The sequence below is a fragment of the Pseudomonas sp. B21-019 genome (genome assembly GCF_024749225.1).
Taxonomy (GTDB): Bacteria; Pseudomonadota; Gammaproteobacteria; order Pseudomonadales; family Pseudomonadaceae; genus Aquipseudomonas.
Map to the genome: position 1 here is coordinate 2,057,875 of NZ_CP087193.1, position 12,644 is coordinate 2,070,518.

Consider the following 12,644-nt stretch of genomic DNA (forward strand, 5'->3'; position numbering starts at 1 on the left):
AGTGTCAGGCACCGGGCCAGGTGTCTGACAGGCGATAGCCCTGTGGCCAGGGATCGCTGGGGTCGAGCAGCAATTGGTGGGTGCCGGTGATCCAGGCCCGGCCGGAAATGCACGGGTAGATCGCCGGGCGGCCGGCCACTTCGGTCATCGAATCGATGCGGCAATGGAATTCGGAACCGAGGATCGAACGGCCGATAAAGCGCTCGCCCACCTGCATCAATCCCTTGGCCTGCAACACTGCCATACGCGCCGAACAACCAGTGCCGGTGGGGGAGCGGTCGATCTTGCCGGGTTGAATTACCACTGCGTTGGCCCCGGTGGCGATGCCGTTTTCAACGACGATGGGCGCGGCAATCTGGCAGAAGGAAATATGCGACCACTCGGGGTTCAGCGGATGGACGAAGCCCAGCTGTTCGTTGGCTGCGCGAGTGATTTTCAACCCGACCTCGACCAGTTCAGCGGCCTCGTCAGGGCGGATGGCAAAGCCCAGGCGTTTGGCGTCGGCGATGACAAAACTGTCGCCGCCGTACGCAGTGTCGACCTGCAACGAGCCGAGGCCTTCGACTTCGATCCAGGCGTCGAGGCGATCAGCGAAGGAGGGCACGTTCTTGATTTCCACCCGTTCGACCTTGCCGTCACGGCAGTCGGCCACGGCCTCGATCAAGCCACCGGGCGCTTCGAGCACCAGCCGGGTTTGCGGTTCGGTCATCGGCAGGATGCCGCTGTCGAGCAGCACCGTGGCGACGCACAGCGAGTTGGAGCCGGACATCGGTGGCGTGTCGGCCGGTTCCATGATGATCCAGGCCATTTGCGCCCGAGGGTCCTTGGCCGGCACCAGCAGGTTGACGTGGCGGAACACGCCACCACGGGGTTCGTTGAGGACGAAATTGCGCAGGGTTTCATCCTTGGCGATCCAGCGCGATTGCTCCCACACGGTGGCGCCGGGCGGTGGGGCGACACCGCCGACGATCACATCGCCGACTTCGCCTTCGGCGTGGCAACTGACCACATGAATGACTTTCGATGAGCGCATGGCTGACTCCTTTTATCGCCGGTCGTTATTTCACTGATTTGAGAAACGCCGCCGTTTCCGCATGTATCGGATTGCCAATCACCTGATCCGGCGAGCCGATCTCGTGCACCAGGCCATTGCGAAAGAACGCCACACGGTCGGACACATCGCGGGCAAAGCGGATTTCGTGGGTCACCAGCACCATGGTCATGCCGTCTTCGGCGAGCATGCGCATGGTGTCCAGCACCTCGCCGACCAGTTGCGGGTCGAGGGCCGAGGTGGCTTCGTCGAACAGCATGTAGTCCGGTGACATGGCCAGGGCGCGGGCGATGGCCATGCGTTGCTGCTGGCCTCCGGACAACTTGCCGGGGAAGGTCTTGAGCTTGTCGCCAAGGCCCACGTGGGTCAGTTGCTGCACCGCCAGCGCCTCGGCGTCGGCCTTGCTTTTGCCCAAGACCTTGCGCGGCGCCAGCATCACGTTTTCCAGCACGGTCAGGTGCGGGAAGGCATTCCATTGCTGGAACACGATGCCGATTTTCTGCCGCAGGCGGTTGAGGTCGGTGGCGCTGTGATGAACCTCGACGCCGTCGACGCGGATGTTGCCTTTCTGGATCGGTTCCAGGCCGTTGATGCACATCAGCAGGGTCGATTTGCCGGAGCCCGAGCCGCCGATGATCGACACCACTTCGCCCTTGTCCACCGTCAGGCTGACACCCTTGACCACGGCCAGATCGCCGAAGGATTTATGTACGTTGTCGATCTCAATCATTTTCTTGCCACCTTCTTTCCAGACGAGCGCCCAGGCGTGCAACCACCAGGCTCATGACGTAATAGATAAGGCCCGCGACGCACAGCACCAGCAACGGTTCCTGAATGCGGGTGACGATGGTTTGCGAGGCGCGCAGCAGTTCGACGATGCCGATCCACATCACCAGCGCGGTGTCTTTCATCACCCCGAGCACCAGGTTCAGCCAGCCGGGGAAGGCCACGCGGGTGGCCATTGGCAGGACGATCCAGCGCAGGTCCTGCAAAAAACTCAGGCCCAGCGAACGACTGGCCCGCCGCAGGGTGAACGGCACCGACAGCACGCCGCTGCGCACGATCTCGGTGAAGTACGCGGCGGTGTAGACCCCCAGCACAATGCAGCCGACGCTGAAGGCACTGATGTTCAAGCCGACGATGCTTTTGAGCGAGTTGAACAGCACGAACTGGATCAACAGCGGCACGCTGCGAAACACGTCCAGCACCCAGGCCAGGGGCAGGCTGGCGCGGGGCAACAGCGCTCGCAGCAGGCCAAACAACAGCCCGGCGAAGGAGCCGAGGATGATCGACCAGAACGTCAGTTGCAGGGTGACCCAGGCGCCGTCGAGCAGGAACAGCAGGTCATTCCAGGAAAAACTGGTGGAAAACATGGTCAAGCCCTCAGTAACGGAACAACCGCCAGGCCATCAGCCGGGCTGACGCGACGATCGCCTTGGCAATCAGGTAATACAGCGCGGCGGCGATAGCGAAGTATTCGAAGGTGCGGAACGTTTTGACGTTGTAGTCCTGGGTCACCCCGGTCAGGTCATTGTTCAGCCCGACGATCACCCCCAGCGACGTCATCAGCACCGCCCAGACCATCTGATTGGTCAGCGGGTAGAAGACGATCCGCAGCAGCTGCGGGACGATGATCATGCGGTAGGCCTGGAAGGCACTCATGCCCAGCGAACGCGCGGCGCGCACTTGCGTGTCGGGTACGGCCTTGAGGCCGCCGCGAAAGTTCTCCGCCAGATACCCGGCATTGTTGAAGGTGATCCCGGCCAGCAGCGCGAACCACGAGCTGACATGCAGGCCCAACGAGCCGAGGCCGAAGTAGAGGACGTAGATCTGGAACAGCGACGGGGTGTTGCGCGCGATCGATACCCAGCCGTTGCCGATACCACGCAGCAGCGGGGTTTTGCTTTCGCGCATCACCGTCAGGGCCAGGGCGATCAGCACGCCGAAGATCATCGACAGCGCGGCGGTCTCGAAGGTGACCCAGGCGCCAGCGAGCATGTCCGGCAGGGCGCGCAGGGTGGCGCGCCATTGGAAGGTGTAATCAAACATGCGCGAGAGTCTCCAGAGGGGCGGCGGTTTGCAGCCAGGCCGGCAGACGACCGCTGGCCGTGGCACTGCAAGCGGTATCGACACATTCAGCCAGGCTGGCGAAATGCACCTTGCGGCCCACCAGGCCGGGTGCGTAATGGGCGTATTTGCCCGAGTTGGTCATCAAGGTTTTTGCACCCGGCGGGATCACCGGTTCGCCGAGCATGCACCAGCAAGTATCGGTGACCAGGGTCGCGCCGAAGGCTTCGATCACGGCGATATGCCCGGCTTCGCGAGCCTGCTCCAGCACGGCGCGGCCGCAAGTAATGGCGAGGACCACGTCGGGGTGTTTGTGCCGACCGAGGCACAGTCGCGCCAGGTGAGCGAACTCGCTGAGGGAGAAATGCGGGTTGCCCAGCGAGACCACATCTACCCGGCTGTCGCGGGCACTGTTGAGTTCGCGCCAACTGACCAATAGATCCTTCAGGCGGATTGTTTCCACGGGTAGGGCTACATCTCCCGCCAGCACCTGCGCCGGGTCGATGGCCTCCGGGGTGATCCCGGCGATATGGAACAAGGGGGCGGCGGACGTGGTGGCAAACGCTGCGCCGAACGCCTTGAGGTCGTCCAGGCTCGGCTTGCGGTTTTCCAGCCCGTACACCAGTGGAATCCGGCTGCCCGCCAGCGCGCCGATGTGGTAACCGAGCAGCGGGTAGAAGGCATCATCCAGTTCACCCAGGGTGGGCACCTCGACCTGCAGTCGGGCCTTGCGTTGTGCGTCCAGGTGGCAGCCGATCAACGGGGCGCGGCCGGTCAGGGCGATGCAGATATCCAGATAGTCCGGGTACTTCAGGGTGCGTGCCCCCAGCACGCTGTTGGCGTAGACCACCGCGTTGGATTCGGCCCAGACGATCTGCTCGCCCGCCTTGGGTGCGCTGTCGAGCAGGTAGGGCGCGCAGGTGAAACTGAGTTGCGCGCCCATCGCCATATAGGCATCGCCCAAGGCACTGGCCGGTTCGCCGAGCGCCGGGTCAATACCCAATTCGCGCCAGCGACGCTGGTCCACGGAAATTGAATTGAGGGTGGTGGGCACCCGCACTTTGGCGCCCCATTGCACCAGTTGTTCGGCAAAGCGCAGGCTCGCAGGTCCGGTGTAGATGCAGCCGTCGATGTGCGCCTGGGTGACATCCACCAGGCGGCGGGCACCTTGCAGCTCGGCCATGCGCAGAACAATCTGCATGGCCACTTGTGCAGCCTTGCCATGCTGGCCGTCGAGCAGCGCCCGATCGTGTTCGGTGAGTTCGATCGGGGCGCTTGGGTCTTGCGTTTGCAATGTGCTGTCGAGTGCCTGCCAGGCATCGCCCGGCAGGTGTTCGAACACGCTTACCGAGGCGCCGTCGACCCGAGCGAAGGCCTTGCCGCGCAACGCGGCGAAGGCCTCCCGGCCGATGCACAGCACTGGCAGGGAACGCTCGAAAATCGTCTGCGCCACCAGCACGCCCAAGGTCAGGATCTCATCGGGTTCGGCCAGCACCAGTGCTGCCGGTGCGTGGCCGTTGCTGATCAGTTCCATCAACACGCTGCTGCCGGTGCACGAGCCGCGACCGCTGGGAATGGCCAGCACGCGGCCGGCCAGGTGTTCGCCGCTGAGCGGGTGGTGACGGTCAATGATCTCGCCGCTGAACGGATCGACCCCGCCCCAGAAACTCAACCCGATATCGGCGAACAGCAGGGCGCCCTCGGCGGCGCCCGCGACCAGGCTGCGGCCGGTCAGAGAAGTGGGCCTAGGCATGCCGGACACCTCAGTAGTAGACCTGTGGCACGGTCAGGTTGGTCGGCGGGATTTCAGTGCCGACCCATTTGACGAACAACTCTTTGTAACGACCGGTGCGCACCTGCTGGTTGACGAACAGGTTGAGGTAGTTGAGCAGGCCATACTCGTTACGCTTGGCGCCGAGGGAGACGTAGTCGATCACGTACGGCGCGTTACCGGCGACTTTCAGGTTTTTGTATTTGCCCGATTTGAGGGTGGCGGCGGCCACGGTGTTGGTGACCACGGTGGCGTCGATATGGCCTTGGGCAACCGCCAGCAGGGTGTCGTTCTGCGACTGATAGGCGCGGAAGGTGCCAGTGCCCCAGTTCTTCACGTCTTTCTCCAGCGCGATGGCCTCATAGGTGCCGCTGGTGTTGCCCACAGGTTTGCCCTTGAGGTCATCGAAGCTGTTGATGCCGGTGTCGTCGCGGGTCAGCACCACCATCTGGAAGGCGAAGTAAGGCACCGTGAGGCCGACGGTCTTGGCCCGTTCGAGGGTGTCGGAAGTGGAGGCGACGATCACATCGGCCCGCCCGGAGACCAGCGCCGGAATACGGTCCGGGAACGGCGTCTCGACCACTTCGGCCTCGACCCCGAGGATTTTCGCCAGGTCACGGCAGTAGTCCACGTCGAAACCGGCCGGGTTGTTACCGGCATCGCGAAAACCCATGGGCGGGAAGTCCAGGGTCACGGCGCAGCGCAGCTTGCCCGAACCGATGATGTCATCGAGCTTGTCGGCCTGGGCGGTGGCAATAAAGGAGGTACTGAGAACAGCGCTGAGGGCTACGGCAAATGCGGGGTTTTTCATAGAGGCCTCGTTGATGTGAAGTGCTGTTGGATATCGTATTGGGGATTTCGTATACGATATTAAATATAGCAATCAACGTGCCCGTTTCCAGGCCGAGGCGTGAATTTGTTGGCAGGCCTTGGAGTAGAGGTGTTGCGGTGCGTCAGAGGGATGTAGTGAGGGGCGAGGTCCGCGATGGCGGGTGTTACAGATGGGAGCAATGGTTGTGCGGGGCGCCCCTTTAGGGAACATCGGCGCCCTGTGATCAATCCGTGCTCTGACACACTTCATGTGGCGAGGGGGCTTGCCCCCGTTGGGTTGCGAAGCGACCCCAAAACCTGCAACCGCGGTGTATCAGAGAAATCGCATACACCGGATTGACGACTGCTTCGCAGCCGAACGGGGGCAAGCCCCCTCGCCACAACAAGCCCCTTTGCCACAGATTCTCGCTAGCCTTGTGGATCGAGGTTATCCAGCACGCGGTTCACCGCCAGCTCCCCGAGCATGACCACCGATTGAATCCCCAACATCATGTTGCGATGGGGCATGTCCATCAACCCGGCGAACTCAGTGAGCATCATGCTGGCTGACGCCAGGGATTCGCAGGCGTTGACCAGCAGGGTTTCGTTATCGACCTTCGCACCCACATGGTAAATGGTGCTGGGTTTGCGCTTGGTGTCTTTGGGGGTGGGCGGTTTGAGGTAGTGATCTAGGGCGCGGTCGGCGGCTGCGTGGAGTTTTTTGGAATCGAGAGATTCGTAGGGGGAAACGTCGTCGGTTTCCGGTGGATTTGGCGTTGGTTTGAACATGTGAAGCTCCTTGATGAGTGGAGCTACCGCCGTTCGCGGTCAAACGAACAAGGTGGCAGCTGTACGCGGGTTGACCGACCGGACATCAAGGAATCCGGCACACCGAAGGTGTCCCACGCACAGCCACCGCGACACGATATATCAGGCAATGCCTGAAAAGGTCTTGGACGCTGGCGCGCCTTGATTTATTCGGACGGTCAAATCCGATCGCTGATTCATCAGCGACCCGGAAACGATAGAGCCCGGCATCAAGGCGCACAAGCCGGCGGATTCTGGCGTAGTCGTAGGCAGAGGCGCAAGGATGTGTAGCCTGGGTGAGTATCTGGAAGTGTCGTTTAAACATCACCGTTTAAGATCAAAAAGATCGCAGCCTTCGGCAGCTCCTACCGGGGTTCACCATTCCTCTGTAGGAGCTGCCGAAGGCTGCGATCTTTTGATCTTTCCTGCTGGCCTAACGCTGAGTATCGCGATACTGACTCGGTGACAGACCGGTCAACGCACGAAACTGCCGGCTAAACGCACTGTGATCGGTGTAACCGCAGCGCAGGGCGATCTCGGTGATCGGCAGGTCGCTGTGCAGCAACAGCCGAGAACCTTCTTCCAGGCGCGCCTTGTTGATCATCTGCCGTGGGGTGAGCTGGAACACCCGTTTGCAGTGACGCTCCAGTTGCGCCACGGAATAACCGGCGATTGCGGTCAATTCAGCGAGGCTGACGGGGCGGGCGAAGTGGCTGCGGATGTGCGCATCCACCGCGGCGAGTTTCTGGAATGCGGGGTGATTGGACTGTGGCGATTGCAGGTCGCGGGAGATCCCGGCCAGGCCCACGATGTGACCCTGTTCATCCTTCAAGGCGAGTTTGTGGGTCAGGCACCAGATCGGCTGGTTGCCGTAATACAGGTGCAGCTCCAGTTGGTCAGCCAGTTCGCGGCCGCTGGACAGCACCCGCCGATCCTGTTCGGTGTACAGCGGGCCGAAGCGTTCCGGGAAGACCATCTCGGCGGTGAGCCCCAGCAGATCCTCGCGATGTTTGAAACCGCAACGCCGGGCCAGGGTCTGGTTGACGAAGGCGTAGCGGGCTTCGCGGTCCTTGATGAAAAACACCACGTCCGCCAGGGTGTCGAGCAGCGGCGCAATCGGCTGCAGGCTGTTCAACAGCGTGGGCAGGTCGCAGGGTCTAAAAGTGCTGAGCGAGGGGTACATGGCGCTGGGGTCTGAGGGCGACCCCGGGATCATAGAGGCTCGACAGCGCGGCTGAAACCCCCGAGGGGGAATCAGGTTGGCGGGGTGTCGTCCAGGCACATCAAGCTCTCGATTCGGGCCGGGCTGAAGGGCGGGCGGGGCGCCGAGGGTTGCCAGCCAAACAGGTGCTGCGCCGCGCCGCCACACACCCGGCCCTGACAGGCGCCCATGCCGCAGCGACTGGCCAGCTTGGCTTCGCGCCAGTCGGTGTGCCCGGTCAATGCGCCGTAGGGCACGTCTTCGCAGCGGCAGACCAGGGTGTCGGGGCGGGCCAGGGACTTGAGTTGCGGGTCGAGGGCGAAGGCCTGATTCAGTGCCTTGGCGAAACCCTGCCAGCGTGCCCGGCGTGGCCACAACTGGCGTGCCGCTTCAAGGTCACCGACCGCCGCGTGCCCAGCAATGGCACCTTCGACCAACGCCAGTTCACTGCCACCAAACCCGGTGCATTCACCCGCGGCATAATGATCGACGCGACTGGCCTGCCAGGCATCCACGGCCAACGCCTGCCCCTCGATGGCGTAACCCAGTGCCTGACCCAACTGAATGTTCGGGATCAAGCCGAAACCACAGGCCAGCCGATCACAGGCCAGTTCGATGATTTTGCCCTGCTGTTGCAGGCGCACACCTTCCAGCCGGTCAGTGCCAAGGGCGGCCAGCACATGCGTCGCGGTGCGGTAATGGCGGTCGAACAGGCTGAACGATTGCAGCCATTTGCCAGGCCAGCGGGGCAGTTGTGCGGCGAAACCGGCGACGGCGGTGCGCGAGGCTTGCTCGGCGATGCGCTGGACCTGCGCGCCGTGTTTTTTCGCGGTGGCGGCACTGGCCAGTAACAGCGGACCGCTGCCGGCGATCACCACGCGTTCACCCTGCACCGGCAGGCCCGCCTTGATCAGCGCCTGCAAGCCACCGGCCCCGGTCACGCCAGGCAACGTCCAGCCGGGGAAGGGCAGCAGCAACTCGCGGGCGCCGGTGCACAGAATCAATCGGTGATAACTGATCAGCCAGCCGTCATCGTCATTTTCGACCAACAGTTGTTTCGGACCGGGACTGGCGATCACCCGAGTGCCGGCGTGGCGGCGGATGTTGCTGCAAGCCTGCAAACGTTCACGCAGGCGAAGGGCCTGATCGGGCACATTGGCTTGAGGGCCGTCACGCCAGATTTGCCCGCCCGGCAGCGGATTGTCGTCGAGCATGACGATGCGTGCGCCACTGGGGGCGGCGGCAAGAGCAGCGGTCATGCCAGCGGGGCCGGCTCCGATGATCAGCAGATCGGCGTATTCGTTCATGGGCATGTTTGCACCTGCATGCCGTCGCGGCACAGAGTCTGGCAGGCCAGGCGTCGCCGGCCGTCGATGGTCACCCGGCATTCCTGGCAAATGCCCATGCCGCACAGCGGTGCGCGGCGTTGGCCACTGACCGAAGTGCGTGTGCATCCGTCGCTGCCCAGCGCCAAGGCTGCGGCGACGCTGGTGCCCTCGGCCACCTTCAAGGCGCGGCCGTCCAGCAGTAATTCAGGCATAGGCGGGTTCTCCGAGGAAACGCTGGGGCAGATAGGGTTGCGCGGCCAGTGGCGGGGTTTCGTTGAACAGCTGCGCCACCAGCAAATCGGCGGTGCCGGGGGCCGTAGTGACGCCCAACCCTTCGTGCCCGACCGCCAGCCACAAACCCTGCTGCTGTGGGTGCTGGCCAACCAGCGGCAGGCCGTCGGGGCTGGCGGCGCGAAAGCCGGTCCAGGCGCGGATGCCGTTGAGCCGGGCCAGCCCTGGCATGTACTCGGCGGCTCGCTTGAGCATTTTTGCCAGCATCCAGCCTTCGACCTGCGGGTCGGTGGTGCCGAATTGCCGTGAGGCTCCGATGAACAATTGCCCGGTCGGGCGCGGCTGAATATTGCAGGCGGTCGATGGGCCGGTGGCGTTGTGCGCGCTGGTGACGTAACCCAGCTCCACCAAGGTGTGGGTGACGGTGCGGGGGTAGCGGTCGGTAATTAGCAGGTGGCCTTTTTTCGGCTCGATGGGCAATTCCGGGCACAGTTCGTTGGCCTGAATGCCGTTGGCCAACACCACCGCTTCGGCCCGCAACCAGTGGCCGTCATCGAGGCAAACGCGGTGACCATCGACGGCGCTGACCCGCGCCCGGTGCTGACGGATGTTCGGTGTGTCGAGCATCCAGCGGGCCGTCGCCGGCGCATACAGAATGCCGTCGCCATTGATCAACAAGCCGCCTTCCAGACCCTCGCGCAGTTCCGGTTCACGCTGACGCAAAGCGCTGGCGCTGATCAATTCGCACGCCACGCCTTGGGCTTTCAGGTTCAGGTATTTGCTGTGGGCGACCGCCATTTCCTCGGCGTTGGCCGCCAGCCACAGTGTGCCGTTGTTGCGGTAAGCGCAGCCGTCGGGCAGGTCCGGCGCCAGTTCGCGCCAGCGTTGCAGGGAATATTGGCTCAGGGCCAGTTCGGCCGGGTTGTCGTCGAGCACCAGCAGGTGGCCCATGCCTGCCGCCGTCGCACCGTGCAGGCCGGCGTCCAGCACCAGCACCTGCAAGCCACGACGGGCCAGCGCCTGGGCGCAGGCGGCGCCGATGATGCCTGCGCCGATCACGATCACATCGGCCACCAGGCCCTCGCTCATGGGCGAATGCCCCAGGCGAACGGGTCATCCTGTTCGATGATCAAACTGGCTTCGGCGCTGATAAAGGCACGGCCGCGAATGGTCGGCACGATGCGCTCGCCTTGCCATTCATAAGAGCCTTCGAACTCGCTGCCGATGACACTGGCCTGGCGCCAGATCTGCCCCGGTTGCAACTTGTCGTCCGCCGCCAGGCACGCCAGTTTGGCACTGGTGCCGGTACCGCACGGTGAGCGGTCATAGGCTTTGCCGGGGCATAGGACAAAGTTGCGACTGTCGGCGTGATCGTCATCGGCGAACAGCTCGATATGATCGATTAGCCCGCCGTCTTCGCCACGAATGCCCTGGGCTTCCAGCGCTTGCTGCACGGCGTAGGTATAAGCGGTCAGCGCGTCGAGGTTGTCGCCGGCGACCCTCAGGCCATGCTCGGCAATCAGGAAAAACCAGTTGCCGCCCCAGGCGATATCGCCGACCACCTGGCCGATGCCCGGCACCTGCAACACCAACGCCTTGCGGTAACGGTAGGCCGGCACATTGCGCACGCTCACCGAATGGTCTTCGTGCAGGGTCGCCTGCACCATCCCCACCGGCGTCTCGATACGATGCACGCCGGGGCCGATTTTGCCCAAGTGCGCCAACGACGCCACCAGGCCGATGGTGCCGTGGCCGCACATGCCCAGGTAACCGCTGTTGTTGAAGAAAATCACCCCGGCACAGGCGCTCGGGTCCACAGGTGTGCAGAGCAGGGCACCCACCAGTACGTCGCTGCCTCGTGGTTCCAGCACGCAGGCCGCGCGCCATTGATCGTGATGGTCGGCCAGCCGCTTGCGCCGTTCGGCCATGCTGCCGGTGCCCAGGTCAGGAAAACCGGCGGTCACCAGGCGGGTCGGTTCGCCGCCGGTGTGGGAGTCGATCACGGTGATGCGTTTCATGGGAGGGCCACGTCCGTTCAGATGAGTGAACGCAAGAGTGGCCTGTGCGGCGGGGTGCCGGCTTGATGGATTTATCCTGTGCCGATGACGAAATCGGCACAGCATCCTGAGCCGTCAGTGGGCGTGGGGCAGGTGTTCGAACAGGGTCTTGCAGACCCCGGCAATGTGTTCGTCCAGCAGCTTCACCGCCAGCTCCACATCGCCGGCACGACAGGCCGCGAGGATCTCACGGTGTTCGTGATCGGCCCGTTCCTTACCAGCCGACAGGCTCATTTGCATGCGCAGGTAGCGCTCCAGCTTGTCGTTGACCGAACGAATCAGGCTGACCAGAAACGGCCGTTGTGCCGGTTCGTAGAGGCAGGCATGCAGCTCCCAATTGAGCTCGGCCCAGCGGCCCACGTCGTCCTCGCCGATGAATTCCTGACAGATACGCTCGGCACGGGCGAAGGTTTCTTCGGTCATGTTGGGGATGGCCAGGCGCAGTATTTTGTCTTCCAGCAACATGCGCACTTCGAACATCTGCGCCAGCTCGGCATCGGAAACCCGCGTGACCATCGCCCCGCGATTGCGCTGGAACATCACCAACCCTTCGGCCTCCAGCCGCTTGAGGGCCTCGCGCACCGGAATCTTGCTGACGTTGAACTGGCGGGCAATGTCGTCCTGGCGAATCGGCTCATCTTCGGCGAAATGCCCGGCGACGATCGCGTCGCGCAGATGACGGGTGATGATTTCCGAGGTCGAAGGCGTATTGCCAAGGTCGGGAGCGTTGAGTTTGGGTAGGTTCACGGCGGCGATCGTTTGAAGTGAGATAGCGATAGGGTATACGAAATCCTTTCGCTGATCTTCCTTGGGCCGTATGAACCTCAGGACGTATGCTGTACCCCGGATCGCTTCGCCACGCAGTGCAGGCTCGACCAATCCCGACTTCAAGGAACATGGATGTGAGAAACAAATACGCAGCGGGTCTGTTTTTTTTACTGACGATTGTGGCTGTTCAATGTGCTTATTCCAGCGGTATGGACGAGTCCGTCGAGAACGCCTCACTGCTCAGCAAAATACTGGATGGGAATGACACGATGAACTTGACCCAGGCTAGCGAATACTCAGCCGAGAATCGTTCGGTCAACATCGATGTAGATCACTCTCCGGAGGAGGCCAAAAAACTTTGCTCCGAAATCAGTGCCATCGTTGAGTATCACGACTTGGTTTTTGCCCCAGGCTGGACTGTGCAGATGACCACCCCAAGCACTGATGGTGCAGTTATCGCAGTCTGCCCGCTTTAAAACGAATGCCTGTCAGTAAACTGCGCAAAACGCGTGGGGGCGAGCAGACTCGCTCCCACGGGTATTTTGCTTACCTG

General features: G+C 62.8%; 14 protein-coding genes. 1 reads left to right on the top strand and 13 read right to left on the bottom strand.

The features are described from left to right. Positions 1-4 precede the first annotated feature (4 nt). The 13 genes from LOY36_RS09130 to LOY36_RS09190 all read right to left on the bottom strand — a co-directional run bounded on the left by LOY36_RS09130 (position 5) and on the right by LOY36_RS09190 (position 12,070). Positions 5-1,033 (bottom strand): trans-3-hydroxy-L-proline dehydratase, encoded by a 1,029-nt coding sequence (locus LOY36_RS09130; RefSeq protein ID WP_105347774.1) that lies wholly within the window; start codon positions 1,031-1,033, stop codon positions 5-7. Positions 1,034-1,058: 25 nt separating this feature from the next. Next, positions 1,059-1,781, bottom strand: a complete 723-nt coding sequence (locus LOY36_RS09135) for an amino acid ABC transporter ATP-binding protein (protein ID WP_018928304.1) — start codon at positions 1,779-1,781, stop codon at positions 1,059-1,061. After that, the gene (locus LOY36_RS09140) at positions 1,774-2,424 is read right to left on the bottom strand and encodes an amino acid ABC transporter permease (protein WP_064616855.1); all 651 of its coding nucleotides are present in this window, start codon (positions 2,422-2,424) and stop codon (positions 1,774-1,776) included. Before LOY36_RS09140 ends, LOY36_RS09135 begins: the two co-directional genes overlap by 8 nt. A 10-nt stretch (positions 2,425-2,434) precedes the next feature. Next, the gene (locus tag LOY36_RS09145) at positions 2,435-3,100 is read right to left on the bottom strand and encodes an amino acid ABC transporter permease (protein ID WP_018928302.1); all 666 of its coding nucleotides are present in this window, start codon (positions 3,098-3,100) and stop codon (positions 2,435-2,437) included. Further along, entirely contained in the window at positions 3,093-4,871 is a 1,779-nt protein-coding gene (locus tag LOY36_RS09150) for an aconitase family protein (protein ID WP_258672989.1), read from the bottom strand. Before LOY36_RS09150 ends, LOY36_RS09145 begins: the two co-directional genes overlap by 8 nt. 10 nt (positions 4,872-4,881) lie before the next feature. Then, positions 4,882-5,700 (bottom strand): transporter substrate-binding domain-containing protein, encoded by an 819-nt coding sequence (locus LOY36_RS09155; protein ID WP_019581953.1) that lies wholly within the window; start codon positions 5,698-5,700, stop codon positions 4,882-4,884. 428 nt (positions 5,701-6,128) lie between these two features. Then, positions 6,129-6,488 (bottom strand): DUF6124 family protein, encoded by a 360-nt coding sequence (locus tag LOY36_RS09160; protein ID WP_019649546.1) that lies wholly within the window; start codon positions 6,486-6,488, stop codon positions 6,129-6,131. Positions 6,489-6,939: 451 nt separating this feature from the next. Then, positions 6,940-7,689 (bottom strand): AraC family transcriptional regulator, encoded by a 750-nt coding sequence (locus LOY36_RS09165; RefSeq protein ID WP_258672990.1) that lies wholly within the window; start codon positions 7,687-7,689, stop codon positions 6,940-6,942. A gap of 71 nt (positions 7,690-7,760) precedes the next feature. Next, positions 7,761-9,014 (bottom strand): FAD/NAD(P)-binding oxidoreductase, encoded by a 1,254-nt coding sequence (locus tag LOY36_RS09170; RefSeq protein WP_258674158.1) that lies wholly within the window; start codon positions 9,012-9,014, stop codon positions 7,761-7,763. Beyond that, positions 9,011-9,247 carry a (2Fe-2S)-binding protein gene (locus LOY36_RS09175; protein ID WP_008074690.1) on the bottom strand — a complete coding sequence of 79 codons (237 nt, stop codon included), beginning with the start codon at positions 9,245-9,247 and terminating at the stop codon, positions 9,011-9,013. The genes LOY36_RS09170 and LOY36_RS09175 overlap by 4 nt, the downstream gene beginning before the upstream one ends. Next, positions 9,240-10,355, bottom strand: a complete 1,116-nt coding sequence (locus tag LOY36_RS09180) for an FAD-binding oxidoreductase (RefSeq protein WP_258672991.1) — start codon at positions 10,353-10,355, stop codon at positions 9,240-9,242. Before LOY36_RS09180 ends, LOY36_RS09175 begins: the two co-directional genes overlap by 8 nt. After that, entirely contained in the window at positions 10,352-11,284 is a 933-nt protein-coding gene (locus LOY36_RS09185; RefSeq protein ID WP_258672992.1) for a 4-hydroxyproline epimerase, read from the bottom strand. The genes LOY36_RS09180 and LOY36_RS09185 overlap by 4 nt, the downstream gene beginning before the upstream one ends. Before the next feature lie 114 nt (positions 11,285-11,398). Then, positions 11,399-12,070, bottom strand: coding sequence for a GntR family transcriptional regulator (locus tag LOY36_RS09190; protein ID WP_007935506.1), 672 nt, complete (start codon positions 12,068-12,070; stop codon positions 11,399-11,401). A 149-nt stretch (positions 12,071-12,219) separates the two neighbouring features. On the opposite strand from LOY36_RS09190, the gene LOY36_RS09195 reads away from it, so the two are divergent. Beyond that, the gene (locus tag LOY36_RS09195) at positions 12,220-12,567 is read left to right on the top strand and encodes a hypothetical protein (protein ID WP_019581959.1); all 348 of its coding nucleotides are present in this window, start codon (positions 12,220-12,222) and stop codon (positions 12,565-12,567) included. The last annotated feature ends 77 nt before the right edge of the window (positions 12,568-12,644 follow it).

What these genes read in the sequence shown, in the direction of transcription:
- LOY36_RS09145 (WP_018928302.1), bottom strand. Translation starts at nt 3,100, where the DNA reads ATGTTTGATTACACCTTCCAATGGCGCGCCACCCTGCGCGCCCTGCCG.
- LOY36_RS09150 (WP_258672989.1), bottom strand. Translation starts at nt 4,871, where the DNA reads ATGCCTAGGCCCACTTCTCTGACCGGCCGCAGCCTGGTCGCGGGCGCC.
- LOY36_RS09170 (WP_258674158.1), bottom strand. Translation starts at nt 9,014, where the DNA reads ATGAACGAATACGCCGATCTGCTGATCATCGGAGCCGGCCCCGCTGGC.
- LOY36_RS09195 (WP_019581959.1), top strand. Translation starts at nt 12,220, where the DNA reads ATGGATGTGAGAAACAAATACGCAGCGGGTCTGTTTTTTTTACTGACG.
- LOY36_RS09140 (WP_064616855.1), bottom strand. Translation starts at nt 2,424, where the DNA reads ATGTTTTCCACCAGTTTTTCCTGGAATGACCTGCTGTTCCTGCTCGAC.
- LOY36_RS09165 (WP_258672990.1), bottom strand. Translation starts at nt 7,689, where the DNA reads ATGTACCCCTCGCTCAGCACTTTTAGACCCTGCGACCTGCCCACGCTG.
- LOY36_RS09135 (WP_018928304.1), bottom strand. Translation starts at nt 1,781, where the DNA reads ATGATTGAGATCGACAACGTACATAAATCCTTCGGCGATCTGGCCGTG.
- LOY36_RS09180 (WP_258672991.1), bottom strand. Translation starts at nt 10,355, where the DNA reads ATGAGCGAGGGCCTGGTGGCCGATGTGATCGTGATCGGCGCAGGCATC.
- LOY36_RS09130 (WP_105347774.1), bottom strand. Translation starts at nt 1,033, where the DNA reads ATGCGCTCATCGAAAGTCATTCATGTGGTCAGTTGCCACGCCGAAGGC.
- LOY36_RS09185 (WP_258672992.1), bottom strand. Translation starts at nt 11,284, where the DNA reads ATGAAACGCATCACCGTGATCGACTCCCACACCGGCGGCGAACCGACC.
- LOY36_RS09155 (WP_019581953.1), bottom strand. Translation starts at nt 5,700, where the DNA reads ATGAAAAACCCCGCATTTGCCGTAGCCCTCAGCGCTGTTCTCAGTACC.
- LOY36_RS09160 (WP_019649546.1), bottom strand. Translation starts at nt 6,488, where the DNA reads ATGTTCAAACCAACGCCAAATCCACCGGAAACCGACGACGTTTCCCCC.
- LOY36_RS09175 (WP_008074690.1), bottom strand. Translation starts at nt 9,247, where the DNA reads ATGCCTGAATTACTGCTGGACGGCCGCGCCTTGAAGGTGGCCGAGGGC.